Origin of the sequence: Klebsiella sp. GW_Kp182 (assembly GCF_040062275.1) — a bacterium.
GTDB classification, from domain to species: Bacteria; Pseudomonadota; Gammaproteobacteria; order Enterobacterales; family Enterobacteriaceae; genus Klebsiella; species Klebsiella michiganensis.
Genome location: NZ_JBEAFQ010000006.1, coordinates 147,675 through 172,125, shown reverse-complemented (window position 1 = coordinate 172,125; position 24,451 = coordinate 147,675). Strand labels below are relative to the sequence as shown.

Annotated in this window: 21 protein-coding genes and 1 other RNA gene; 6 read left to right on the top strand and 16 right to left on the bottom strand. The window is 55.0% G+C overall.

Features of this window, described 5'->3' with window-relative positions; translation table 11 throughout:
* Positions 1-90 precede the first annotated feature (90 nt).
* Complete coding sequence (lpp, locus tag ABLU88_RS08390; RefSeq protein ID WP_003029373.1) at positions 91-327, top strand: murein lipoprotein Lpp; 237 nt, start codon at positions 91-93, stop codon at positions 325-327.
* A gap of 64 nt (positions 328-391) precedes the next feature.
* Here lpp and ABLU88_RS08385 read toward each other — a convergent pair whose 3' ends face one another.
* The 12 genes from ABLU88_RS08385 to ABLU88_RS08330 all read right to left on the bottom strand — a co-directional run bounded on the left by ABLU88_RS08385 (position 392) and on the right by ABLU88_RS08330 (position 12,769).
* The gene (locus tag ABLU88_RS08385) at positions 392-1,378 is read right to left on the bottom strand and encodes a L,D-transpeptidase family protein (RefSeq protein ID WP_004851735.1); all 987 of its coding nucleotides are present in this window, start codon (positions 1,376-1,378) and stop codon (positions 392-394) included.
* Positions 1,379-1,479: 101 nt separating this feature from the next.
* Positions 1,480-1,896, bottom strand: coding sequence for a cysteine desulfuration protein SufE (gene sufE / locus ABLU88_RS08380; RefSeq protein WP_004851737.1), 417 nt, complete (start codon positions 1,894-1,896; stop codon positions 1,480-1,482).
* An 11-nt stretch (positions 1,897-1,907) separates the two neighbouring features.
* A complete protein-coding gene (gene sufS, locus ABLU88_RS08375; RefSeq protein WP_025108210.1) occupies positions 1,908-3,128 on the bottom strand; it encodes a cysteine desulfurase SufS in 1,221 nt (406 codons plus the stop codon).
* Positions 3,125-4,399 (bottom strand): Fe-S cluster assembly protein SufD, encoded by a 1,275-nt coding sequence (sufD, locus tag ABLU88_RS08370; protein ID WP_025108211.1) that lies wholly within the window; start codon positions 4,397-4,399, stop codon positions 3,125-3,127. The genes sufS and sufD overlap by 4 nt, the downstream gene beginning before the upstream one ends.
* Positions 4,374-5,120 (bottom strand): Fe-S cluster assembly ATPase SufC, encoded by a 747-nt coding sequence (sufC, locus tag ABLU88_RS08365; protein WP_004851743.1) that lies wholly within the window; start codon positions 5,118-5,120, stop codon positions 4,374-4,376. The genes sufD and sufC overlap by 26 nt, the downstream gene beginning before the upstream one ends.
* A gap of 16 nt (positions 5,121-5,136) precedes the next feature.
* Positions 5,137-6,624 (bottom strand): Fe-S cluster assembly protein SufB, encoded by a 1,488-nt coding sequence (sufB, locus tag ABLU88_RS08360; protein ID WP_004851745.1) that lies wholly within the window; start codon positions 6,622-6,624, stop codon positions 5,137-5,139.
* Positions 6,625-6,626: 2 nt separating this feature from the next.
* Entirely contained in the window at positions 6,627-7,004 is a 378-nt protein-coding gene (gene sufA / locus ABLU88_RS08355) for a Fe-S cluster assembly scaffold SufA (RefSeq protein WP_004119171.1), read from the bottom strand.
* Between the two features lie 444 nt (positions 7,005-7,448).
* On the bottom strand, positions 7,449-7,961 hold the full coding sequence (locus tag ABLU88_RS08350) for a fimbrial protein (RefSeq protein WP_025108212.1): 513 nt from the start codon (positions 7,959-7,961) through the stop codon (positions 7,449-7,451).
* An 11-nt stretch (positions 7,962-7,972) separates the two neighbouring features.
* On the bottom strand, positions 7,973-8,920 hold the full coding sequence (locus tag ABLU88_RS08345; RefSeq protein WP_221687631.1) for a fimbrial protein: 948 nt from the start codon (positions 8,918-8,920) through the stop codon (positions 7,973-7,975).
* Between the two features lie 2 nt (positions 8,921-8,922).
* Positions 8,923-11,460 (bottom strand): fimbria/pilus outer membrane usher protein, encoded by a 2,538-nt coding sequence (locus tag ABLU88_RS08340; RefSeq protein ID WP_064358128.1) that lies wholly within the window; start codon positions 11,458-11,460, stop codon positions 8,923-8,925.
* 43 nt (positions 11,461-11,503) lie between these two features.
* Complete coding sequence (locus tag ABLU88_RS08335) at positions 11,504-12,181, bottom strand: molecular chaperone (RefSeq protein WP_025108215.1); 678 nt, start codon at positions 12,179-12,181, stop codon at positions 11,504-11,506.
* A 57-nt stretch (positions 12,182-12,238) separates the two neighbouring features.
* Positions 12,239-12,769 (bottom strand): fimbrial protein, encoded by a 531-nt coding sequence (locus ABLU88_RS08330; protein ID WP_025108216.1) that lies wholly within the window; start codon positions 12,767-12,769, stop codon positions 12,239-12,241.
* Positions 12,770-13,202: 433 nt separating this feature from the next.
* Here ABLU88_RS08330 and ABLU88_RS08325 point away from each other — a divergent pair, with 433 nt between their 5' ends.
* The gene (locus tag ABLU88_RS08325) at positions 13,203-13,862 is read left to right on the top strand and encodes a helix-turn-helix domain-containing protein (RefSeq protein WP_348836293.1); all 660 of its coding nucleotides are present in this window, start codon (positions 13,203-13,205) and stop codon (positions 13,860-13,862) included.
* Positions 13,863-13,940: 78 nt separating this feature from the next.
* Complete coding sequence (locus ABLU88_RS08320) at positions 13,941-14,570, top strand: helix-turn-helix domain-containing protein (protein ID WP_025108218.1); 630 nt, start codon at positions 13,941-13,943, stop codon at positions 14,568-14,570.
* Positions 14,571-15,106: 536 nt separating this feature from the next.
* On the opposite strand, the gene ABLU88_RS08315 is transcribed toward ABLU88_RS08320, so the two are convergent.
* The 3 genes from ABLU88_RS08315 to ABLU88_RS08305 form a co-directional block, all read right to left on the bottom strand.
* Positions 15,107-15,355, bottom strand: a complete 249-nt coding sequence (locus ABLU88_RS08315) for a GlsB/YeaQ/YmgE family stress response membrane protein (RefSeq protein WP_004851762.1) — start codon at positions 15,353-15,355, stop codon at positions 15,107-15,109.
* Positions 15,356-15,643: 288 nt separating this feature from the next.
* On the bottom strand, positions 15,644-16,054 hold the full coding sequence (menI, locus tag ABLU88_RS08310) for a 1,4-dihydroxy-2-naphthoyl-CoA hydrolase (RefSeq protein ID WP_038424640.1): 411 nt from the start codon (positions 16,052-16,054) through the stop codon (positions 15,644-15,646).
* On the bottom strand, positions 16,051-19,107 hold the full coding sequence (locus tag ABLU88_RS08305) for an FAD-binding and (Fe-S)-binding domain-containing protein (RefSeq protein WP_025108220.1): 3,057 nt from the start codon (positions 19,105-19,107) through the stop codon (positions 16,051-16,053). The genes menI and ABLU88_RS08305 overlap by 4 nt, the downstream gene beginning before the upstream one ends.
* A 203-nt stretch (positions 19,108-19,310) precedes the next feature.
* On the opposite strand from ABLU88_RS08305, the gene ydiK reads away from it, so the two are divergent.
* Together ydiK and rprA are read left to right on the top strand one after the other, a co-directional pair.
* Positions 19,311-20,432 carry an AI-2E family transporter YdiK gene (gene ydiK / locus ABLU88_RS08300; RefSeq protein ID WP_049082328.1) on the top strand — a complete coding sequence of 374 codons (1,122 nt, stop codon included), beginning with the start codon at positions 19,311-19,313 and terminating at the stop codon, positions 20,430-20,432.
* 212 nt (positions 20,433-20,644) lie between these two features.
* Positions 20,645-20,752: antisense sRNA RprA (gene rprA, locus ABLU88_RS08295), an RNA gene on the top strand.
* Positions 20,753-20,835: 83 nt separating this feature from the next.
* Here the strand turns inward: rprA and ppsA are convergent.
* Positions 20,836-23,214: a phosphoenolpyruvate synthase gene (gene ppsA, locus ABLU88_RS08290; RefSeq protein ID WP_064379825.1), complete on the bottom strand. Its 2,379-nt coding sequence runs from the start codon at positions 23,212-23,214 to the stop codon at positions 20,836-20,838.
* Positions 23,215-23,556: 342 nt separating this feature from the next.
* Here ppsA and ABLU88_RS08285 point away from each other — a divergent pair, with 342 nt between their 5' ends.
* Positions 23,557-24,390: a pyruvate, water dikinase regulatory protein gene (locus tag ABLU88_RS08285; protein WP_004851771.1), complete on the top strand. Its 834-nt coding sequence runs from the start codon at positions 23,557-23,559 to the stop codon at positions 24,388-24,390.
* The last annotated feature ends 61 nt before the right edge of the window (positions 24,391-24,451 follow it).

Here is a 24,451-nt window from a genome sequence, read left to right as displayed (position 1 = left end):
TTCAGGTAAAAAAATATTCTCATCACAAAAAAGTTTGTGTAATACTTGTAACGCTACATGGAGATTAACTCAATCTAGAGGGTATTAATAATGAATCGTACTAAACTGGTACTGGGCGCGGTAATCCTGGGTTCTACTCTGCTGGCTGGTTGCTCCAGCAATGCTAAAATCGATCAGCTGTCTTCTGACGTTCAGACTCTGAACGCTAAAGTTGACCAGCTGAGCAACGACGTGAACGCAATGCGTTCCGACGTTCAGGCTGCTAAAGATGACGCAGCTCGCGCTAACCAGCGTCTGGACAACGCAGCTACTAAATACCGCAAGTAATAGTATCTGTGTAATAAAAATGGCGCACATTGTGCGCCATTTTTTTTGCCTTACCTTTTCCCGCCTACTGCACCCTTTTCGCTTCATCTACCGGCGTATTATTCTGTACCGACAGGCTCGACGCGGTGCTTCCGCTAGCCGATACCACCACCGGATATCCTGCCCGCCGGGTCAGCGCGCGTTTAAGCTGCGCCTCATCAACCGCTTTATCCCCCGAGAATTGATGAAACTCCGCCGGAAGCGTATAGGCCATGGTCTGCGCATTGCTGGCCTCATCCGGCGTCAACGGGCGATGAACTTCAACATAGCGCTTACCGTCCGGCTCCACGGCGAACTTGACCGGCTGGTTGATAATCCGTACCGGCGTCCCGCTTTTCACCTGATTGAATAAAGACTGGATATCCGCCGCGTTCATGCGCATACAGCCGGAGCTGACGCGCAGACCCACGCTGTCCGGCGCGCTGGTGCCATGAATCAGATATTCACCGTTACCGTATGCCAGGCGGAGCGCATAGCGGCCTAGCGGGTTATTCGGCCCTGCGGGCACGACCGGCGGCAGTTTAATCCCCTTCTCCAGCGAACGGGCGCGGATGCCCGCCGTCGGCGTCCAGGTGGGGTTCGGGATTTTCTGCCCTATGCGGGTCGTCATCTCCGGCGTCTCCAGCCCCTGCTGACCAATCCCCAGGGGATAGACCTGCACCTGATTGACGCCCGGCGGGAAGTAGTACAGACGCAGCTCGGCCAGGTTGACGACGATGCCCTCGCGCGGCACGTCCGGCAGCAGCATCTGCGAAGGTATCAGCACCTGAGTACCCGGTTTAGGCTGCACCGGCGCAATGGTATCGTTCGCTTCAAGGATCAGCATCGCCGCCGTATCAAAACGACGGGCAATCGCCTGCAGGTTGCGGTCACCCTCCTGTACCGTCCAGAACTGGTTCTCACCAATCAGACGACTGTTGGCAGGAGGAAGGGGATAATCAACGGCCCAGGCGGCGTGGGACGCGCTGAGGGCGCTCAGAAGGGCAATGGTGATAAGAGAAGCGCGTTTCATACTGAGATTCCTTCTTTCGCTGATAAAACGCCAAGCCTGTTATGCACGACGGGAGGCGAGCCTCCCGTCGTGCATAACAGAATGAAATCTACTGTTTTATTCTAGCTAAGATTTGCTGCTTTCGCGCGAATTGCGCGGATCATGGCTTCCAGTCCTTGCGACCGCGAGGGGGTAAGGTGCTGCGTCAGGGCCATTTTTTCAAACCACGGACGCACATCAAACGCGGTGATATCTTTGGCCGTCATCTGGTCATAGAGGATAAACACCACAGCGATAAGGCCTTTGACGATGGCCGCATCGCTGTCGCCGCGAAGCGCAATCGCGCCGCTCTGCTCCTGCGTCATCACGATCCACACCTGGCTCTGGCAGCCCTGAATGATGTTCTGCGCGGTGTGTTCCTCCGGGCTCAGCGGCGCCAGGCGCTGACCCAGTTCAATAATATAGAGATACTTCTCTTCCCAGTTTGCACAACGGCTAAAGTTGCGCAGCAGTTTGTCTCTGTCCGGTAACGCCGCCATAGTTGCTTCCTTTAGCTTAATAATTTGTGGATCCGCTGTAGCCCCGCTACCAGTCGGTCCACCTCCTCCGTCGTATTGTACATCGCCAGCGATGCCCGACACATGGCCGGCACGCCGTAGAACGCCATCAGCGGCATGGCGCAGTGGTGCCCGGTCCGCACCGCAATACCGTAGTTATCGAGGAAGCTGCCGACATCATAAGCATGATGTTTGCCGAGATTAAAGGCGATCGCTCCCAGGCGATCTTGCGGGCCGTAAAGGGTTAAATCCGCCACGTTCTCCAGCGCCTGCAGCGCGTAGCGCATCAGGGTCTGTTCATATTCCGCGATGTGCGTCAGCCCCAGCGCGCTGACGTAATCCAGCGCCGCGCCCAGCCCGATGATGCCGCCGGTATTCGGCGTTCCCGCCTCGAAGCGCCACGGCGCTTTTGCCCAGGTCGTGCCTTCCGTCAGGCTGACCGTGGCGATCATCGACCCGCCCCCTTCCCACGGCGCCATCTCCTGCAAAATGTCCTGCGTGACGTAGAGCACGCCGATGCCGGTGGGACCGTACAGCTTGTGGGCGGAGAAGGCGTAAAAGTCGCACTCCAGCGCCTGCACGTCCACCGGATGGTGCATCACCGCCTGCGCGCCGTCCACCAGCACTTTGGCGCCGTGCTGATGGGCCAACGCCGTCAGAGCGGCGATGGGATTTTCGGTTCCCAGCACGTTCGATACCTGGGTAATGGCCAGCAGGCGGGTACGCTCGTCAAACAGGCCGGGGATCGCATCCAGCTGCAGCGTACCGTCCTGATTCAGCGGGATCACCCGCAGCTGCGCCCCCACTCTGGCGCACAGCATCTGCCACGGCACGATATTGGCGTGATGCTCCATCGCGCTGACGATGATGTTGTCGCCCGCGCCGACGTTGGCGTTTCCCCAGCTGTTCGCTACGAGGTTAATGCCTTCCGTGGTGCCGCGAACAAACACCAGTTCCTCCGCCGAGCGGGCGTTGAGGAACGTCGCCGCCCGCTGGCGCACCTGCTCCATGCTCGCCGTAGCTTCCGCGCTGAGGGTATGAATGCCGCGATGCACCGCCGCATAGCCGTGGCGGTAAAATTCCGCCTCGGCGTTAATCACCGCCTCCGGCTTCTGCGCGCTGGCGGCGCTGTCGAGGTAGGCCAGCGGCTGGCCATTAACCTCGCGATTGAGAAGCGGGAAATCCGCGCGCACGCGTTCCACAGAAAATGTCATGCCTTACCTCCCGGCAAACGCTGGCCTATACGCGCCAGTATCTGCTGCCTGAGCGCCTCATCGTCGATCGCTTCCGTGAGCTCCGCGGCAAAGGCGTAAAGAATCATCTGCTGCGCCGCCTGCTGCGTAATGCCGCGCGAGCGCAGATAAAACAGCTGTTCGTCATCAATACGCCCGATGGTCGCCCCGTGGCTGCACTTCACGTCGTCAGCGTAAATCTCCAGCTGCGGTTTGGTATCCACTTCGGATAAGCGGCCCAGCAGCAGGTTGTTGTTGGTCATCTGGCCGTCGGTTTTGATCGCATGCTGCGCGACGTTAATCAGGCCATTAAACACCGCCCGCCCTTTATCGTTGACGATGGTTTTATGCAGCTGGCGGCTGTTACAGTACCCAACCTGATGATCGAGCCAGGTGCGACTGTCGCAGACTTCGCCGTTGACCGGCATCGCCAGCGAGTTAATCCGCAGGGTGCTGTTTTCCCCCTTCAACTGCGTGCTGGTGTGGTGGCGCAGCACCGAGCTACCGAGCAGAAAACTGCTGCTAAAAGCGGAGGCGTCGCGCCCGAGCGCCAGGTCGTTATGGGCAAAGTGGTAGCTTTGCGCGTTCTCAAACGCCAGCTTGATATGCTGCAGGTGGGCGTTATCCGCCACGGTCATCGTCAGCCTTGCGCCGGTAAAGTGGCGCTCATCGTTAAGGCTCAGATAGTGTTCGATGATGGTCGCCTGCGCGCCGCTCTCCAGCGCCAGATGGTGGCGATAGTGGGCGGTGTTCATTTCATCGCTCGCCAGCCCGCGCGTCAGGTGCATAATCAGCAGCGGTTTATCCGGGCGCTGGTTGCGCCTGACCCGAATATGGGTAACGGTGGTCGCCAGGCTTTCGGTCAAATGCAGAAACACTTCGGGCTGAACGGCGTCAGGCAGCTGCTGACGCTCGTTATCCACCTGCACTTCATAGCCGCTGGCGGCCAGATCGTCGCTCAGGCTCGCGCTAAACTGACCATCAACAAACACCAGCCGCCATGCCTCTACCGTTAGCGCCAGTTCGTCGCGCCGGGCCGCCGTCAGCGTCTGCGGCTGAGCGGCGACAAAGGTCTGATTTAGTAGCGCGTCCAGCGGGGTATATTTCCAGTTTTCGTGTTTACGCGTTGGCAACCCCAGGCGCAGCAGCTGTTGCAGGTGCTGATGCGCCTGCGGGCTGCGCTGCCCGCTTTGGGACTCAAACAGATGGTGCCACTGCTGCAGCGCGTTACTGCTGTTCGGTAAGCCAGCCATAGCCCTGCTCCTCCAGTTGTTTGACCAGAGTAAAATCGCCGGATTTGACGATTCGCCCCTGGTACAGCACGTGGACGTAATCCGGCTTGATATAATCGAGAATGCGCTGATAGTGGGTGACGATAATAAAAGAGCGCTTGCCGTCGCGCAGGGAGTTGACGCCGTCAGAGACAATCTTCAGCGCGTCGATATCCAGCCCGGAATCGGACTCGTCCAGGATGCACAGCTCCGGTTCCAGCACCGCCATCTGCAGGATATCGTTGCGCTTTTTCTCGCCGCCGGAGAAGCCGACGTTAACCGAGCGGGTCAGCAGATCCTCCGGCATCTTCAGCAGCTTTATTTTGTCTTCCATCAGGTCCTGGAAGTCAAAACGGTCAAGCTGCTCCTGGCCACGATAGCTGCGCACGGCGTTGAGCGCGGTTTGCAGGAAAAACTGATTGCTGACGCCGGGAATTTCCACCGGATACTGGAAGGCCATAAAGATGCCTTCACCGGCACGATCTTCAGGGGAGAGTTCCAGTAAATCCTTGCCTTTAAACGCCACGCTGCCGCCGGTCACTTCATAGTCTTCACGCCCGGCCAGCGTAGCGGAGAGCGTACTTTTCCCGGAGCCGTTTGGGCCCATAATGGCGTGCACTTCGCCGGGGCGAACCTCCAGATCCAGCCCGCGCAGGATCGCTTTGTCTTCAACGGCGACCTGCAAATTTTTTATACTTAACATCTTATTTCCTTTGTTATCAGCCGACGCTGTGTTCAAGGCTAATCGCCAGTAATTTTTGCGCTTCTACGGCAAACTCCAGCGGCAGCTCTGAGAAGACGTCTTTACAGAAACCGTTGACGATCATCGAAATCGCATCGTCTTCGCTGATTCCGCGCTGCAGGCAGTAGAACAGCTGATCTTCGCCGATACGGGAGGTGGTCGCTTCGTGCTCCAGCTGCGCGCTGTTGTTGCGGCATTCCACGTACGGGAAGGTATGCGCCCCGCTGTCCGGGCCAATCAGCATGGAGTCACACTGGGTGAAGTTGCGCGCGTTGGTCGCCGTCGGCATGATTTTGACCAGACCGCGATAGCTGTTCTGGCTGTGGCCGGCGGAAATGCCCTTCGAGATAATCGTCGAACGGGTGTTTTTGCCGATATGGATCATCTTGGTGCCGGTGTCCGCCTGCTGATGGCCGCTGGTCAGCGCCACCGAGAAGAATTCGCCGATGGAGTTATCCCCGCGCAGAATGCAGCTCGGATACTTCCAGGTGATCGCCGAGCCGGTTTCCGACTGGGTCCACGACATTTTGCTGTTCTCGCCTTCGCACAGGGCGCGCTTGGTGACGAAGTTGAGGATCCCGCCGGTATTGTTGTCGCCGGGGAACCAGTTTTGCACCGTGGAGTACTTCACCTCGGCGTCTTTATGAATAATCACCTCGACCACCGCCGCGTGCAGCTGGTAGCTATCGCGTACCGGCGCCGAACAGCCTTCGATATAGCTCACGTAGCTGCCTTCGTCGGCCACCAGAATGGTGCGTTCGAACTGGCCGGTTTTTTCCGCGTTGATGCGGAAATAGGTCGACAGCTCCATCGGGCAGCGTACGCCTTTGGGCACATAGATAAAGGTGCCGTCGGACGCCACCGCCGCGTTGAGGGCGGCAAAGAAGTTGTCGTTGCCCGGCACCACGGTGCCGAGGTATTTCTTCACCAGTTCCGGGTGATCGTGGATCGCTTCGCCGAAGGAACAGAAAATAATCCCCTGTTCCGCCAGCTTTTCGCGATAGGTGGTCGCCACCGAAACCGAGTCAAAAATGGCGTCGACGGCCACTTCCCGTCCTTCCCGCACCGGCACGCCGAGAAGGTTAAACGCCTCTTCGACTTCGCTGGTCAGAAACGCGCTGGACCCCGTTTGCTGCAGCGCGCCGGGCTCAGAGGCGCAGGTGTCATCGCAGTTGCCGCAGGAGGGGGCTGAATAATAGCTGTAATCCTGATAGTTCAGCTTGTCGTAGTGCGCCTTCAGCCAGTGCGGCTCTTCCATCGCCTGCCAGGCCTTAAACGCGTTCAGACGAAACTCCAGCATCCATTCTGGCTCATTGCGGCGCGCAGAAATCGCCCTGACCACCTCTTCATTTATGCCTTTCGCCAGCTCATCGGTCCGTAGCTGAGTGAAAAAGCCCTCTTTATAGTTGAGTGGCCCGCCGCTCCAGGTTTTGACATCGTCAGTTGCTTCAGTATTACGAGACATAGTTACTCCGCCTGAACGCCAAAACTTTCGCCGCAGCCGCATTCGTGCTGGGCTTTAGGGTTATGAAATTTGAAGATTTGATTTAAGCCTTCGCGAACGTAATCAAGCTCGGTGCCGTCGATAAACGGCATCGCCTGCAGCGGCGCCCACAGCTTCGCGCCATCGCGCTCAAATAACAGATCGTCTTTCGCCGGTTCAGCAATTAGCTCGAGAACGTAGCCAAAACCGGCGCAGCCGCTGGTTTTAACGCCAAGCCGCAGCCCCTGCATATCCGGCTGTTTGCGGACCAGATCGCGAATATGGGCGGCGGCGGCTGGGGTCATGACCAGCCCACGCCAGCTAAAATCTTCGGGATTGAAAGTTCCTGCATGTGAATTCATCGCTCTACCTCATAGGTTGACGCCATCGGGCCATATCGCTATGTTAGTGATAATGATTATCACTTCAACCCATCCAGAGAAGGGGTATTTCCCCATTCAGTGCTTTTTATAAGCATAGACCCTGACAGAAGAGATATCGGAGATGGAATAAATTGTTCAATGCATTGATTAATAATGCATTTCAGTGACAGAAAGGTAGAAATTGCAGGAAAGTTAAAATATGCATCGGAAATACCTATTTTTGAGATAGCGAATTTGCGTTGCACAGAACCCGCCGTGAAGGGCAAAAGAGTCACAATCACGTACTGCGGGTAAAAAGGAGAAATGGCGGACGTTATCTTTCCCGGTCATGAGGCAAAAAGACCGCGATAACCACGGAAATTAAAAGGGCAGCGCCATGACGGCGATCAAGGCGCTACCGCGTATCGCTAAACGGATGCCCGTTTAATTGTACTGCAGCGTCATGACCACAACGGCACTGACGCTTCCGGGCGTCGCACCGCCTGACACCGATTTTACCGAGGCCTGCATAGCCAGGGTTGCGGTTCTGTCAGCCGCGATATTGTGGGTGATGCTGGAACCCGTTCCCTTTAGCGCGCCGCTGCCCGCTTCACTCATCGCTACCGCCACGTTGGTTGCCGTACCGCTATTCAGATAATAGTCAGGACCGGCAAGCGGATCGGGAGTGCCGGTGAAGGAGGCCGTTACGCTGCGCGTTCCCGCCGGACAGTTGGTAAACAGCAAATTAAAGGCCACAGGGTCGGAGGATGACCCGGGCGTGGCCATGTTGGTTGCCTGAATATCGCCCAGATTGACATCGAGGTTGCTGTTTCCCCCATTGAATATACAGGGCGAGGCGACAATATTTCCCGTCACCCCCATCGTCACGCTGTCGGCAGAAAAAACGTTCCAGCACAGCAACGTCAGAATAAGCAATTTTTTATGGCGTATTTTCATTTTTTCACCCGTTACTGGTACGTCAAATTAAGCGTGGCGGTCGCATTTGCCGAGCCGGACTCAACGGAAGTTAAGGTCTGATAATAACGGGCCGTCAGCGGCAGCGTTTCTTGCCCGCCCGATGACCGTTTTAATAACAGCGGGCTATTGATGGACAGCGGCGCGCCATTATATAAAAGCTGCACGCCGACGCCTTTTGCCGTCCCGGCGCTGCCCTGCCCCGTTAATGCCATTACGCTGGGGTTGGCGCTATCGGGATTTTGTACGCCGCTCAGCGAAACGGTGATATTGGTGCCGGCGCTGCAGCTTAACCCCAGATTTTGCGTATTCTGCGCGCCAGCGGGCGTGGTGCCTACCGTCGAGCCGAACGTTGAAGCGGGAATATCGCCAATGATGAAGTTCAACTGAGGCGTAGTGATACTGCAGGCCAGGGCGTTGATTGTCCCATCGGTCAGCGTTGCGGTCAGGCCATCACGGTAGACGCCGTCGCTGCCCTGGAGCGTCACCACCCCGATCGTTCCCGGCGTTAATGCGCCTGATGATACCTGCCCGGTCACCACCAGCTGTATGTTACCGCCGTACCAGTCGACATAAGAGGTCTGTGCGTTATAGGAGAATGTATTACTCGGATTTTCAAAATAAGCGTTTGATGAAAAACGAATACCAATACCGCTAATATTAGTGTTGTAAACGTGATTACCGTAGCTGCTCAGCGTCGCATTATTATATCGCATGCTGAAACCCAGCATGAGTGGGTTAGTACAGCCGGAAAGGTAAGAGCCCGTATATGTCCCGCCCCCCGAAAAAATAACGGTCCCGACCGGCGCATCACGCGGTACGGTAATCGTTCCCACGGACAGAGTGGAGATCTGCGGGGTAATGGTGGTGCAGGTTCCGGCACGCGCGTTATTCCATCCGGCGATCAAGCCGAGCAAAATAACAGAGTAAATCAATCTCATGTTTAACGTTCCTGGTGGCAACTGGCGCTAACTTCTGTTATTCCAGCGTAGGTTGATTGTTTCGGCAGGCTGAAATCAGCACGGCACTGTTGGCTGGACTGGCGGCCCCACGTGACGAAGATCGCCCCCTGCTCGCGCATTCCGCTTAAAAAAACCTGGCCGCGATCGCCAACGATAAAGCTGCTCTTATTATCATCCGCAAGCGTCACCACCGCCCCGAACGGCACGAAGCGGTTATTGTCGGTTAAGGTCATCAGGACCCTGCGCCCCACTTTGGAAAGATAATCGGCGCGCACCACCGCGCCTCGCGTCGGGGTAACCGTGTCGGTGTTTATCTCCAGCTCTACATCCTCAGGCATATTTTGCGGATCGAGCGTCAGGTCGTTTTTTCGATAGACGGAAATATTGCTGACTACCGTATATCCCCGGTAGTCCGTGCGCGCGCCGGGTTGGTTGCGAATATTCACGCCATGTGCGCCGGGGGCTTTTATCAGGGCATTGGTTTCACCGAGCGGTTGGGAAAGCGTGATACCATCGGCGTGGGCGATAACGCCCCCCTGCAGACCATAATTAAGCCGCTCGCTGTTTTTGTCGTAGCTATACCCCGCCGTCACTTCGCCGTACGTCCCTTTATAGTCACCGTTCATATTGCCGGTGTAACCCACGCCATCCGTACCGTAACCCTGCTGGACGTTCCAGTTCAGCGAGTTGTTCTCCAGCGCGACCCCGTTCATGCCGATATTATGCGTCGTTCCACCATTCTTGCTGGCGTTCATGCCATAGCTGGCCCACGTTTGCGGGAGGAATTTATCCAACGGTACGCTGACGTTAAACGCCAGCAGCTGGTCGTGGGCGCTGTTATTCGCGCTGTCGTTTGACGTCGCGCTGCCATTTTTGCTGTATGTCCAGGTCAGGCCGTAGCTGATATTGCGCCAGTAGTTGTTGTATCCGACGCTCCACGAAGCCATCGACCTGGCGGAGTTCCAGTAATCTTCCCTCGCCGCGCTGAGGGTTAGCGATCCCAGTTCGCGGCTCAGCGTCTGGCTCATCGTCAGCTCCGCGCGGTTACGCCTGCGGTCCTGCAGCGCGCTGCTGTCTCCATATGAATCCAGAACTTCCTGCATCCCGTAATAGCCGCTGGTGGAATAGCGGTATCCCGCAATGGAAAAGTTGGTCCCGGTATCGATGAAGTTTTTGCTGTATCGCGCTCGCCAGGATTGGCCGCGCGATTTATCCGTTTTATCCGGCGTTGACCAGGCCTGCGTGACATCCGTGGAGATAGCGCCTAACGCCCCCATATTTTTACCCACGCCGAATGCCAGCGACTGATATTTGCTTGACTCCTGCAGGCCGCCATAGAGGGTAAAGCCATGCTGCAGGCCATAAATTGCCGTTGCCTGCCCGAAAGGGGTTTTATCCACGCTGCTGTTATATGAACGATACTGCCCGCTGGTGATGGCGTATTTGAACCGGCCTTCCCGCTGCAGTACAGGCAGCGAGGCGTAGGGCAGCGTGAAGTGCTGTTCGCTGCCATCGGCTTCCTTAATCGTCACGTCGAGATCGCCTGCCCCGCCGGTAGGATACATATCCGTGATTTCAAAGGCGCCCGGCGCAACGTAGCTTTGGTAGATCTGGTAGCCGTTCTGGCGCACCACGACCTGCGCATTGGTTCGGGCGATGCCGCGTACTACGGGCGCATAGCCCTTAAGAGAATCCGGCAGCATGTCGTCATCGGATGCCAGCTGGCCGCCGCGAAACGGCATACTGTCGAACACGTCGGCAGGCGCGGAGCTGTCACCAACGGTAAGCTGGGCTTTCAGAGGAATAATGGCCCGCTGCGCGTAGGTATAAACGGTATCCCATTTATCCTGGCCGGAGGACTCCCGTGACCAGGTGGTATAGTTGCGAAAACGCCACGGCCCTATATTGATCCCCGGACGCAGGTTCGCATACTGGCTGTCGCTTCTGCCGCCCTGGCCCGTTTTCGCCCGAGTGTTCGCTCCGCTCAGGCTGTAATTGAGCAATGCCGCAGTAATCCCCTCATCCCACATTTCCGGCGGTACATAGCCCCTGGCCGGCAGGTCGATCGCCGCCTGGGGAATGCTGATAACCAGCCGCTGGGCGCCAAACTGAAAATCAGCGCTGGCTTGCGGAATAGCCTGGAGATTGGCGCAATCACTATTTTCTACCGACAGCTGGGGAAAAAGTTCGGTTTTCACTCCCCACTGTTTTAATTGTTCCACGCTCAGACAGGGCTGCAATACCTCATTACCGCCCCCGGTCTTTGCCATCGAAAAAGGAATATCCCGGGTGTCCATTAACTGGTCATCAAGAATAATATCCACATGGTATGTTCCCGGCGCCTGAGAGCCCGATTCAAAAGCCGATAAATCCGCTTTGCCCACGCCGGGATTATCCAGCTCTACCAGAGCCGTATTAAACGAATCACTGGCATACAGTTCCGGAGAGAAACCGCTCAACACTATGGCGATAAGCGTAGCAAGACGAGCAGGTCGCAACTTATTATTTTTTATTGTCATCGCTATTACCTATTTAACGCTGGGCTTGCCATTTGTTCAGGGATTACAAACTGGCTTGATGTGACGGACCGGGGCTGCCGTAGTCATTAATAACTTTAAATGTCAGGGCATTGCCGGAGGCCCCGTCCGGCAAGCGGAACCGGGTGGTCGAACCCGGCATGACGTAGGTCACCTGGGCAAGCATTTTTCCGCCCACGGTAATTTCATTGAAATTAATGACGTAAGGCGTTGGGTTATTAACCTGAAGTTCATTGCCGCTTCTTTGCCAGGTGAGTTTATTTGCCTGTTCCTCCGGCGTTGAGGCGCGAAGCGTAACGGGACGATAAATCAGCTTGATGCGCGTTTTTACGGCAATTTGCAGGGAGTTCATCTGCTTTGATGCCGAGGGAATCGCTTTAATATTTATCCAGAATAAACTTTCTTTGGCCTGAGGCAGTGAACCTGTCGCGACAATTCGCTCAATATTTTTTTGTCCGCTGTCGAGGCGATACATCGGTGGCGTAATAATAAAAGGCGCTTTACCAGAACCACCTTCCTGCTCATCTATCCATGACTGAATTAAATAAGGCGTCGCATCAGGATTATTAACGCTGATTGACGCTTCTTTTTTTGCACCATCGAAAATGATCCGCGTGCCGCCAATAATTACCCCGGCAGTGGCGGTTGCCTGCACCAGCGTTAACATTGTTATCGCCAGGCCAATTGTTCTGATAAAACGCATTTAATACCTCTTAAAACAAAGGGGCCGGGCCGGCCCCCTACTGATTACTGCAGAAACTTAGTTGTAAACCACTGAGAAGTTCGCGACCGAGTTAGCTGGGCCGGCAACCACCGTCGCAGTGGTCGACACATACTGAGCATAGAAATTCAGCGTATTATCAGCGGTGCTGGTGAGCGGGTAGGAGTAACCGTTGCTGCCGTGCAGAGGCAGATCGGCTTTATCCGCCGTCATCAGATTAATCGCGACACCGGAGGCTGCGCCAGCGACCGACGAGTCAATAGCCAGCAGGCTGGAGTTACTTAAATCAGGCGTGCCATCAAAGCGGACTTTGGCATTGTTAACCGTCACCGGACAGTTCTTCAAAATAATATCGAATTTCGTCGCGGCGGTTCTCGAACCGGCTACCGGAAATTCAGTTTTATAATAATCGCCCAAAACAACCACCTGGTCCTTTGACGCGACATCGATGTCGCAGGCGGCATCCAAAATATTGCCATTAAAATTAACGGTACCCGCTGCTGCGAAAGCCTGAGTCATTGATAATGCAGAACCTGCTGCAAGTATCGCAATAACAATTTTCTTTTTCATAACGACACATCCTGTTTTACTTTATTTACATTCAGGCAAAATATTTAATAAACGCATTTTGCCATTGCTTTAATATATTGCCGGGAAACAGTGGTATATAGATCACCACTGTTTCATTTTATTAAAACCGGATTACCCCTGCCGACGAGACAAAATTTATACAACATTTTTTCAGCGCACAATCTATTTCGCGGTCTAAATGTAGACTCGAAATTAACAAAAATAAAACATTCAAATTAAGAAATTACTTAATCACACTGACCCCGGTCTACTTTTGGACTGGCGAGACAAAATCAATAAAATCAATTAATTATAACCATAATCCACCCAAGTCTATTATTAGACCCGGCGCCAATATTCCCTGAGATGCTGTTTTTTAAGATAATTCCCAACATCGATCAAAAAACGATCGCATAAGTTAGTGAGGTATCTTATGAACACGAGAATTATTCCTGAATTCGGCAACGAGCCAGCGGAAGTACTTGAGATAAAACCCTTTAAGCACATTGAGAAATTAATTGATAATGTCCTGCCGTACGCCGAGAGACGAATAGTCTCGAAAGGGGAGATCGTCCATTATTACGGTAATAACGTTCGTCAGTGTTTTTTACTTATCCAGGGCAGCGTCGCGCTGCATCGTCGCGGAGACGGGATTGTTTTAAATTCTGAGTCATCGCCATTTCTTCTCGGCGTGTGTAGCCAGTTTTCCTCTGAACGACTTTACGTCAGGGTACTGGAAACATCGGAAATTGCGGCCGTTTCGCTGGAAACGTTTAATCGCGTAGTGGCGCAACAGAACTTATGGGAGCATTTTTCAAAGCTGCTGATCTATACCGCATCGCGGGTTTATGAGCACTGCGCGCAAATATCGCAAATGTCAGCCTATGACATCATTCGTTTTCAACTTGTTGAATTAATGCAAGAGCCCGAAGCTATCCGGCAAAGTATCACCGCGGCGGCCTATATCAAAAGTCGAACCTATCTTTCCCGCAGCGGCGTTATGCGCATCCTCGCAGAGCTACGAACGGGTAAATACATTACCATGGAGCGCGGAGTGCTGATTGACATCCACCACCTGCCGCGAAAGTATTGATTGTTCATGTATCTTCGGAGTGGCAAGAGATACGCGCGAGGTTATAATAAGTCCGATCTCCTTCAGGATTTTCTGACTATGCCATCTGCAAATCAACCCTTCCGCGGCTCCCCTTACGCACAGGAATTTATTTCTCATTTGCAGCCCTACTGCACGACGTACCGAACGGGCCGCGGCGAGCAGTTTGATCTTCAGGTTAACGGTCAGGGGATGTGTTATCTCCTTCTGGAGGGGACGATAGCGATATACCGAAGAAGTGACAATATGATGCTTTCCACGGCGCTCAGTCCCGCCCTTTTCGGCCTCGCTAACCTGACGGACATTTACTTTGATGACTATTTTAAAACCGTCACGCCGTGCCAGATTGGCGTACTCACAACCCGTCGCGTCGAGGAAATCATTAGAGAGAAGGCGCTATGGGGACTGCTCTCTAAACAGCTGATGTTTGTCTATAACCGCCTCTATCATAACGTTATGCCCCAGGGCACGCCAACGGCGTACGAGATGATTCGCCAGCAGCTGATCAAGCTCATGGAGGAAGAGGAGGGTTATCGCTACAGCGTGACGGCTGAAAGATATATCAGAGAGAAAACCCGGCTTTCCCGCAGCGGCGTAATGCGCATTCTGGCGGCGCTGAAAACCGGTGGTTTTATCGAAATGGAAGAGGGGAAACTCATAAAAATCAACAAACTTCCTGCTAAGTACTGATTATGCGGATTGGGCTTTCTGCCCTCTCGCGATCCGGCCTGCGCGCCGAAATGCATTCATGCAACAAATTCTATTCGTTTTCATTGTAAGTATTGTCATTTCACAGAAATAAAGATTTATTCACTGCTGACTGGCTCATGTAGAATGCGCTGCTAAATTTCCTTCATCTTTTACGCAATGTCGCCCTGGCGACCGTTCGGGAACCTGTGTAGTACTGAATTATGGATATAGAAACAGATGTCATGTCGATGTGTATGGTCGTGTTGTTAATTATTAGCGTGTTGCTCGATTAACCTCTTCCCCCCCCGTAAAATCAGTACGACTCGACGTCGCCGGACAGGCCAGTCTATTCGCTACGAACCCGATCCAAATCGAAATCGTACCGTTCCCCCGCGCGGCCTGACCTGCCAGCGTATTCCGGGATAAGCGTTCAGAGAGGGGATATTGCCCTGTCGGGCATGGTGCAAATATTAAAAAGGCTGCCAACGATGGTGGCAGCCTCTTCACTTTATGGCGTTACTGATACGAAGAGCGAATTAGCTCTTGATCTTCCTGTAGATAAACAGGACAACCAGCGCACCAATCACCGCCACGACAAAGCTGCCGAAATTAAAACCATCTACACGGCCAAAGCCGAAGAAAGTACTAATCCAACCCCCGACAACTGCACCGATGACACCCAGAATTACGGTAACGATAAATCCGCCGCCGTCTTTCCCCGGCATAATCCACTTGGCTAAAATACCGGCAATAAGCCCAAAAATGATCCATGAAATGATACCCATAGCTAACTCCGTCCTCTTGTTACCTTGTAAATATCTGGTATAGAAAGATTAGCATAAATATTAATGATGTTTCATAAAATTATATTTAGCATACATAGACTTGTCAGCACGGGGATAATGGTCTACGCCCTGAACGCGTACCGGACAAATAATCAGCAAGCGGAAGTATCGCATCGTGAATAATTAAAACCTCGGGAGAGGCAGCGATAAGCCAGGATTTTTCTTATTAAAAGTGAAACTGGAAGCGGAATACAAAAGCAGCAAGGGGGACATTTCCCCCTTGCTAATTTAGATGACTGCGGTTGTCAGCCGCGACGAACAGCAAAGGCGCCCCTGTTCATCAGTAATGTCGATTTGCCACACCTGGTGACGGGAGCCGACGTGCAGCGCGCGGCACACGCCGCGAACCCTCCCGCTGCGCACCGAACGGATATGGTTGGCATTGACCTCCAGCCCCACCACCTTCTGCTCGCCTTCGCTGCACAGATAGCCGGCCACCGAGCCTAAAGTTTCCGCTAATACCACCGACGCGCCGCCGTGCAGCAGCCCAAACGGCTGATGGGTGCGGCTATCTACCGGCATGGTGGCCTCGATGGCGTCATCGGTAAGGGCCTCGAAGCGAATATCCAGCAGGCCGACCATATTCCCGTCGCCCATGGCGTTCAGCTGTTCCAGGGTGCTCTGACGTTTCCAAATCATCCCATAATCTCCAGTAGCGCCTGCAGCGGATGGCGTACGCCGCTGCCTTCAATACGCTTCACTTGGCTACGACAGGAGTAGCCGGTGACCAGACAACGATTACGCGGCAGGCGCTGCATCGCCTGCTGCCAGGAGAGCGCGTAGATAGCCAGCGAGTTGGCGTGGTTCTTCACTTCATGACCGTAGGTACCGGCCATGCCGCAGCAGCCCACGTTAACGTTTTCCAGCTTCGCGCCAAAACGCGCAAAGATATCCGCCCACTGTTTGGTGGAAGCGGGAAGCGCCGTGACCTCGGTACAGTGGCCAAACAGATACCACGACTCGCCGCCCTGCTCCTGCGCAGCGGTTGCCGATAGCGCCTGCGGCAGCCACTCATGCACCAGCATCACGCGGAAATCTCCGCGCTTGTCGCCGAGCACCTGGTTGTATTCATCGCGATAGCAGAGCACCAGCGCCGGATCGACCCCCACCATCGGCATGCCGAGCTGGGCCACCCGGTTCAGGAAATCGGCGGTTTTCTGCGCGGTGCGCGCGAATCGCGTCAGGAAGCCCTTAATATGCTGGGCTTTACCGTTTGGCGAAAACGGCAGCAGCACCGGCTGGTAGCCTAGCTTTTCGACCAGTTGAACAAAATCGGCAACCACCTGCGCATCGTAATAGCTGGTAAACGGATCCTGAACCACCAGCACCCTTTTCGCTTTCTGCTCTGCGCTCAGCGCTTCCAGCTGCTCCAGCGTGGTATTCGCCGAACGATGACCGACCATCTGCTGCTTCAGCGACGGGACGGAGAGCAGCGGGAGATCGACCATACCGATATGCTTTTCCGATAGCTTGCGCATCCACGGCTGATTAATAAAGAAGTTGAACGTCTTCGGCGCATGCGCCATCAGCGGCGCGTAGGATTCGACCGCCGCCACCAGATGATCGCGGACCGGCCGCAGGTAGCGGCTGTGGTAAAGCTGGAGGAAACGCGACCGGAACTCCGGAACGTCGATCTTAATCGGGCACTGGGTCGAGCAGGCTTTACAGGCCAGACAGCCGGACATCGCCTCCTTAACCTCATGCGAGAAATCGTACTCTCCCTTACGCGCGTGCCAGCTATTGCGGGTGCGCTCCACCAGGGTACGCAGGCTGGCGCGTTTTTCCGGCAGATCTTTTTCCAGCTGATTGGGGTCGACGCCGCGATCCGCCAGCAGGCGCAGCCATTCTCGCACCAGCGTGGCCCGCCCCTTCGGCGAGTGAATACGGTGGTTGCTGACCTTCATCGACGGACACATCGGGCTTTTGGCATCAAAGTTGAAGCACAGACCGTTGCCATTACACTCCATCGCGCCGCGCCACGAGCTGCGCACGGCAATGGGGATCTGCCGATCGAAGGTCCCGCGCTTAACCGCATCCACCTTCATCATCGGCGCATCCACGCCTTCCGGCGGGCATATTTTACCGGGGTTCAGACGGTTATCCGGGTCAAACGCGGCTTTAATCTTGCGCAGCTCGCCAAACAGTTCTGCCCCAAAGAACGCCGGGCTATATTCGGCGCGGAAGCCTTTCCCGTGTTCCCCCCACAGAAGGCCGCCATACTTGGCGGTTAAGGCTACGACGTCATCGGAGATGCGCTTCATCAGCATCTCTTGCTGCGGATCGCACATATCCAGCGCCGGCCGCACGTGCAGCACGCCGGCATCCACATGGCCAAACATGCCGTAGCTCAGGCCATGACCGTCAAGCAGCGCGCGAAATTCCACAATATAGTCGGCCAGATGCTCCGGCGGCACGCAGGTATCTTCGGCGAAGGGTATCGGTTTAGCGGCCCCTTTGGCATTCCCCAGCAGGCCAACGGCTTTTTTCCGCATCGCGTAGATGCGCTCAACGCCGTCCAGATCGTGGCAAACCTGCCAGCCGATAACGCCCGCTTCGCCGCGCGCCATCAGCTCATCCAGGCGCTGGCACAGGGTTGTCACCTGGCCGTCGATCAGTTCGGCGTCATCACCGGCGAACTCAACGATATTCAGCCCCAGCATCTCTTTATCCGCAACGTCGGTAATGAGCTCGCTGACCGAATGCCAGACAATATCTTCCCGCGCCAGATTCAGCACTTTTGAGTCGACGGTTTCGACCGACAGCGCCTTCGCTTCGACCATAAACGGCGCGTTGCGCAGCGCGGAGTTAAAGGAATCGTACTTAACGTTAACCAGGCGGCGTACTTTCGGTAAGCGGGTAATATCCAGCCGCGCTTCGGTAATAAACGCCAGCGTCCCTTCTGAACCGGTCAGTATGCGGGTCAGATCGAATTCGCTCATCTCGTCATTAAAGACGTGGCGTAAATCGTAGCCCGTCAGGAAGCGGTTAAGTTTGGGGAATTTATCGATAACCAGCTGCCGCTGCGCTTTGCAGCGCTGATAGACCGTGCGGTAAATACGCCCGATCGCCGACTGTTCTGCGCCCAGCGTTTCCGCCAGCGCCGCCGGAATCGGCTGCGTATCCAGAATGTCGCCGCCGATCAGCACCGAGCGCACGCCGAGCACGTGATCGGAGGTTTTCCCGTAGACCAGCGAGCCCTGCCCGGAAGCATCGGTGTTGATCATCCCGCCAAGCGTGGCGCGGTTGCTGGTCGACAGTTCCGGCGCAAAAAAGTAGCCGTACGGTTTAAGGAACTGATTGAGCTGATCTTTAATGACCCCGGCTTCCACCCGCACCCACCCTTCTTCGGGGTTGATTTCAATAATGCGGTTCATATAGCGGGACATATCGACGATGATCCCGGCGTTGAGCGCCTGACCGTTGGTGCCGGTACCGCCCCCGCGCGGGGTAAAGATCAGTGATTTAAAACGTTCTTCCGCAGCCAGTCTTGCCAGCAGAGCGACGTCTGCCGTGGAGCGGGGGAATAAAATCGCATCCGGCAACAGTTGATATACACTGTTATCAGTCGCCATCGTTAGCCTGTCGGCGTAGCTGGTGGCGGTATCACCGGTAAAACCTTGTTGCTCCAGTACCTGCAAAAAATTCAGCACCAGCTGAACGACACCTGGCGCTTGAGAAATCTGTGGGATCATGACGCTCGACCCTGCCTGACTATGTTGTGTTGTAAGTGATTAAACGTTTGCGTAGTGCACACAACTTTTTATCACATTTTTTTCATATGCGCCCGCCAGAATTAAGGGCAAAATCAGGCGCGCGAAGATATTGATATTATTATCAGTACATGGAATTACGCTGCGTCAGCCTTGTGACGCGACTGCAAAGGTAAAACTTTATCATGATTAACCCCAATCAGCCCCGGGACATACCGCAAGTTCTGCTGTCGGTGCTGTTTTTGTCCCTGATTATTATTTCCTGCCTGTGGGTCGTTCAGCCATTTATCCTGTCATTTGCCTGGGCCGGTACCGTGGTTATCGCCACCTGGCCGGTGCTTTTGCGCCTGCAGCGCCTGCTGTTCGGCAAGCGCGCGCTGGCGGTGCTGGTGATGACGCTGCTGCTCTTTTTACTGTTCGTTATCCCTATTGCGCTGCTGGTCAACAGCCTGGTGGATAACAGCACGCCATTAATAAAAGTGATTACCAGCGGTAACTTTACGCCGCCGGATCTGGCGTGGCTAAATAGCGTTCCGCTGATTGGCGATAAGCTGTATACCGGCTGGCACAATTTACTGGAGATGGGGGGAACGGCGATTATGGTCAAAATTCGCCCCTATCTCGGCACCACCACCACATGGTTTGTTGGCCAGGCGGCGCACATCGGCAAGCTGCTGGTCTACTGCGGACTCATGCTGCTGTTTAGCGCCCTGCTGTACTGGCGAGGCGAACAGGTTGCGTATGGGTTCCGCCACTTTGCCACCCGTCTGGCGGCCAAACGCGGCGATGCGGCGGTGATCCTCGCCGGCCAGGCGATTCGCGCCGTGGCGCTGGGGGTGGTCGTCACCGCCCTGGCCCAGGCGGTGCTTGGCGGTATTGGCCTTGCGGTCAGCGGCGTGCCTTACGCCGCGCTGCTCACCGTGGTGATGATCTTTACCTGCCTTGTGCAGCTGGGGCCTTTGCTGGTTCTGGTACCGTCAATTATCTGGCTGTACTGGAGCGGTGATACCACATGGGGCACCGTACTGCTGGTCTGGAGCTGCGTTGTCGGCACCATGGATAACTTTATCCGTCCGCTGTTGATTCGTATGGGCGCCGACCTGCCGATGATTCTGATCCTTTCCGGCGTTATCGGCGGCCTGGTGGCGTTCGGCATGATTGGGCTGTTTATCGGTCCGGTGCTGCTGGCGGTCTCCTGGCGACTGTACGATGCGTGGGTTAACGAAGCGCCGCCGCCGCCGAAGGACCCCGACCTGGTGCTTGAGGAGCTGAGCGAGCTCAATACCCGAGCCACCCAGGATAAGTAAGTGAAAAGGCGGGGAAACCCGCCTTTTGCCCCTCTGTCCCTATCAATGTCGGGCACGACAGCCTTAAAGCTTAAGAAATCCTAATCTATCTTTCACGTCATTCCACCACCCGCTGCCTGCTAACCGCATTTGCTTCGCAGATTCTTTACCTTAATTTAACTATTGAGAGGAATCCGATCGACGCAAAAAGCCTCAGTGCCTAGTATTAGCTCACGGTTATAAATCAACGCATTGATTTATAAGCATGGAAATCCCCTGAGTGAAACAACGAATTGCTGTGTGTAGTCTTTGCCCATCTCCCACGATGGGCTTTTTTTTGTCCGTTTTCTGTTCCCCAAAAACAAAAAATCCCCGCCACTGCTGAGCTGACGGGGAGTATCCAGTTGCCTGTTTTAGCGAGAACTTACTTATTCAGCTCCGCCAGGCCGAGCCAGGTTTGCACGACCGTGTCCGGGTTCAGGGAAAGGCTATCGATCCCCTCTTCCATCAGCCAGGCGGCAAAATCTTCATGGTCAGACGGACCCTGTCCGCAGATACCGACGTACTTGCCCTGCTTCTTCGCCGCGCGGATGGCCATCGACAGCAGCGCTTTCACCGCGTCGTTACGTTCATCGAACAGCTCGGAGACCACACCGGAGTCGCGATCCAGCCCCAGCGCCAGCTGCGTCATGTCGTTAGAACCAATAGAGAAGCCGTCGAAGTATTCGAGGAACTGTTCAGCCAGCAGCGCATTCGATGGGATTTCACACATCATAATCAGCTTCAGGCCGTTTTCGCCGCGCTTGAGGCCCTGGCGTTCCAGCTCTTCAACCACCGCTTTTGCCTGCGCGACGGTCCGGACAAACGGCACCATGATTTCGACGTTGGTCAGGCCCATGTCGTTACGCACCCGCTTAACCGCTTCACACTCCAGCGCGAAGCAGTCGCGGAAGCTTTCTGACACATAGCGGCCGGCCCCGCGGAAGCCCAGCATCGGGTTCTCTTCTTCCGGCTCGTAACGTTCGCCGCCGACCAGGTTGGCGTATTCGTTAGACTTAAAGTCGGAAAGACGCACAATCACCCGTTTCGGGAAAAATGCCGCACCAAGGGTGGAGATCCCTTCGGTCAGGCGACCGACGTAGAACTCTTTCGGCGAGTCGTAGCCTTTCATCAGCTCGCGGATTTCATTCTGCAGCCCCGGCTCCTGATCGTCGAACTCCAGCAGCGCGCGCGGGTGGACGCCAATCATACGGTTGATGATGAACTCCAGACGCGCCAGGCCCACGCCTTCGTTCGGCAGGCAGGCAAAGTCGAAGGCGCGGTCCGGGTTACCGACGTTCATCATGATCTTCAGCGGCAGATCCGGCATATCGCCAACGGTGGAGCTCTTGACGCTGAAGTCGAGGATTTCGGCATACACGTAGCCGGTATCGCCCTCGGCGCAGGAGACGGTCACATTCTGGTTTTCCTGGATGCGATCGGTGGCGTTACCGCAGCCCACTACCGCAGGGATCCCCAGCTCACGCGCGATAATCGCCGCATGACAGGTACGCCCGCCGCGGTTGGTGACGATCGCCGCCGCCTTTTTCATGATCGGCTCCCAGTCCGGGTCGGTCATGTCGGTCACCAGCACGTCGCCGGGCTCGATGCGGTTCATTTCGCTGATATCGTGAATGACCTTCACCGGACCCGCGCCGATACGATGGCCGATCGCGCGCCCTTCCGAAATAATCTGTCCTTGCGCATGGAGGGTATAGCGCTCCATCACCTGGCCGCGGGAACGGACGGTCTCCGGACGCGCCTGCACGATAAACAGCTTACCGGTATGGCCGTCTTTCGCCCATTCGATATCCATCGGACGGTTGTAGTGCTTCTCGATTTGAACCGCTTGCTGCGCCAGCTCCTGCACTTCCGCATCGGTTAACGAGAAGACGTCGCGCTGCGCCTGCGGCACGTCTTCGATACGCACCTGCTTGCCGTGCTCCTGGGTAGGGGCGTAAACCATGCGGATCTTTTTCGACCCCATAGTGCGGCGTACGATTGCCGGCCGGTCCGCTTCCAGCGTGGGTTTATGGACGTAGAACTCATCGGGGTTCACCGCCCCCTGCACCACCATCTCGCCGAGCCCCCAGGCGGAGGTGATAAACACCACCTGATCAAAACCGGATTCGGTATCGATGGAGAACATCACGCCGGACGAGGCCAGATCGGAGCGCACCATCCTCTGCACCCCGGCGGAGAGCGCCACCCCGCGGTGATCGTATCCCTGATGCACGCGGTAGGAAATGGCGCGATCGTTAAACAGCGAAGCAAACACGTGCTTCACCGCGACGAGCACGGCGTCAAAGCCCTGCACGTTAAGGAATGTCTCCTGCTGACCGGCGAAGGAGGCGTCCGGCATATCTTCCGCCGTCGCGGAGGAGCGCACGGCAAAGGAGGCCTCAGCGTCATCGGCGGACAGCTGGGTATAGGCATCGCGAATCGCATTTTCCAGTTCGCTCTGGAACGGCGTATCAATGATCCACTGACGGATCTGTGCGCCCGCTTTCGCTAATGCGGAAACGTCGTCAATGTCGGTTTCATCCAGCAGTTCATAAATGCGCTGGTTAACACCGCTTTGGTCCAAAAACTGATTAAAGGCATCAGCGGTGGTGGCAAACCCGTTCGGTACGGACACGCCCATACCCGACAGATTTGTAATCATTTCACCAAGGGAGGCATTTTTGCCCCCAACCCTGTCTACATCATTCATGCCGAGTTGGTTATACCAAAGCACCAGCGGTGACGAGCCATTGTTGGACATCGAGACAATCCTTTTGTGATTTAATACCAGTGATAAATAATTCACGATCGACTACGAGATTTATCCTGACATATTTATCCAGCTGAAAGAAACGGTGAATCGTTCAAGCAAATTATTTTTTCGTTTTTAGGATTCTTTGCCAGATATAGCTAAGCTAATGATTCTTCAGAAATCTGATGAAATTTGATACAAAAGATACGCAGTTGCGAAAAATGAACTCACCTTTTCATTAAAAATAAAAATAGCGTTTCATTTTTTAAATATGAGACAAAGCCTGGAGCGTTATGCTTAAATTTAATATCAGCTTTCAGACAATTAAACTCATTATACCGGATGGTCAAAATGGAAAGTGCTGTAGATCGCCACGTATTTTATATTTCCGACGGTACCGCTATTACGGCGGAAGTTCTGGGTCATGCGGTCATGTCGCAATTCCCGGTCGCCACCAGCAGCGTAACCCTGCCGTTTGTCGAAAATATTAGCCGCGCGCGCGCCGTGAAGGAGCAAATCGACGCGATTTTCCAGCAGACCGGCATTAGACCGCTGGTGTTCTACTCCATCGTGCTGCCGGAAATCCGCGACATCATCCTACAAAGCGAAGGCTTTTGTCAGGATATCGTCCAGGCGCTGGTGGCCCCCCTGCAGCAGGAGCTGCGCCTCGATCCGACGCCAATCGCTCACCGCACCCACGGCCTGACGCCCGGTAACCTGAACAAATACGACGCGCGTATCGCCGCTATCGACTACACCCTTGCCCACGATGACGGAATTTCTCTGCGTAATCTCGATCAGGCCCAGGTGATCCTCCTCGGCGTTTCGCGCTGCGGGAAAACCCCCACCAGCCTGTATCTGGCGATGCAGTACGGTATCCGCGCCGCCAACTACCCGTTTATCGCCGATGATATGGACAACCTGATTCTTCCGGCTTCGCTTAAGCCGCTACAGCACAAACTCTTCGGCTTAACGATCAATCCGGAGCGCCTGGCGGCCATCCGCGAAGAGCGGCGGGAAAACAGCCGCTATGCTTCCATGCGCCAGTGCCGGATGGAAGTGACCGAAGTCGAGGCGCTTTACCGCAAAAACAAGATACCTTGCCTGAACAGTACCAACTATTCCGTGGAAGAGATCGCCACCAAAATCATGGATATTATGGGGTTAAGCCGCAGAATGTACTAACACACTAGTACATTATTAAAAATTTGTTTATGCTATCACCTGAGCCCTATACAGGATCATG

Coding starts and splice junctions, on each gene's coding strand:
- lpp (WP_003029373.1), top strand. CDS start 91: ATGAATCGTACTAAACTGGTACTGGGCGCGGTAATCCTGGGTTCTACT.
- ydiK (WP_049082328.1), top strand. CDS start 19,311: ATGATTAACCCCAATCAGCCCCGGGACATACCGCAAGTTCTGCTGTCG.
- ABLU88_RS08325 (WP_348836293.1), top strand. CDS start 13,203: ATGAACACGAGAATTATTCCTGAATTCGGCAACGAGCCAGCGGAAGTA.
- ABLU88_RS08385 (WP_004851735.1), bottom strand. CDS start 1,378: ATGAAACGCGCTTCTCTTATCACCATTGCCCTTCTGAGCGCCCTCAGC.
- ABLU88_RS08320 (WP_025108218.1), top strand. CDS start 13,941: ATGCCATCTGCAAATCAACCCTTCCGCGGCTCCCCTTACGCACAGGAA.
- ABLU88_RS08350 (WP_025108212.1), bottom strand. CDS start 7,961: ATGAAAATACGCCATAAAAAATTGCTTATTCTGACGTTGCTGTGCTGG.
- ABLU88_RS08285 (WP_004851771.1), top strand. CDS start 23,557: ATGGAAAGTGCTGTAGATCGCCACGTATTTTATATTTCCGACGGTACC.
- ABLU88_RS08340 (WP_064358128.1), bottom strand. CDS start 11,460: ATGACAATAAAAAATAATAAGTTGCGACCTGCTCGTCTTGCTACGCTT.
- ABLU88_RS08330 (WP_025108216.1), bottom strand. CDS start 12,769: ATGAAAAAGAAAATTGTTATTGCGATACTTGCAGCAGGTTCTGCATTA.
- sufC (WP_004851743.1), bottom strand. CDS start 5,120: ATGTTAAGTATAAAAAATTTGCAGGTCGCCGTTGAAGACAAAGCGATC.
- ABLU88_RS08315 (WP_004851762.1), bottom strand. CDS start 15,355: ATGGGTATCATTTCATGGATCATTTTTGGGCTTATTGCCGGTATTTTA.
- ppsA (WP_064379825.1), bottom strand. CDS start 23,214: ATGTCCAACAATGGCTCGTCACCGCTGGTGCTTTGGTATAACCAACTC.
- sufS (WP_025108210.1), bottom strand. CDS start 3,128: ATGACATTTTCTGTGGAACGCGTGCGCGCGGATTTCCCGCTTCTCAAT.
- sufE (WP_004851737.1), bottom strand. CDS start 1,896: ATGGCGGCGTTACCGGACAGAGACAAACTGCTGCGCAACTTTAGCCGT.
- menI (WP_038424640.1), bottom strand. CDS start 16,054: ATGATTTGGAAACGTCAGAGCACCCTGGAACAGCTGAACGCCATGGGC.
- ABLU88_RS08335 (WP_025108215.1), bottom strand. CDS start 12,181: ATGCGTTTTATCAGAACAATTGGCCTGGCGATAACAATGTTAACGCTG.
- sufB (WP_004851745.1), bottom strand. CDS start 6,624: ATGTCTCGTAATACTGAAGCAACTGACGATGTCAAAACCTGGAGCGGC.
- sufA (WP_004119171.1), bottom strand. CDS start 7,004: ATGAATTCACATGCAGGAACTTTCAATCCCGAAGATTTTAGCTGGCGT.
- ABLU88_RS08345 (WP_221687631.1), bottom strand. CDS start 8,920: ATGAGATTGATTTACTCTGTTATTTTGCTCGGCTTGATCGCCGGATGG.
- ABLU88_RS08305 (WP_025108220.1), bottom strand. CDS start 19,107: ATGATCCCACAGATTTCTCAAGCGCCAGGTGTCGTTCAGCTGGTGCTG.
- sufD (WP_025108211.1), bottom strand. CDS start 4,399: ATGGCTGGCTTACCGAACAGCAGTAACGCGCTGCAGCAGTGGCACCAT.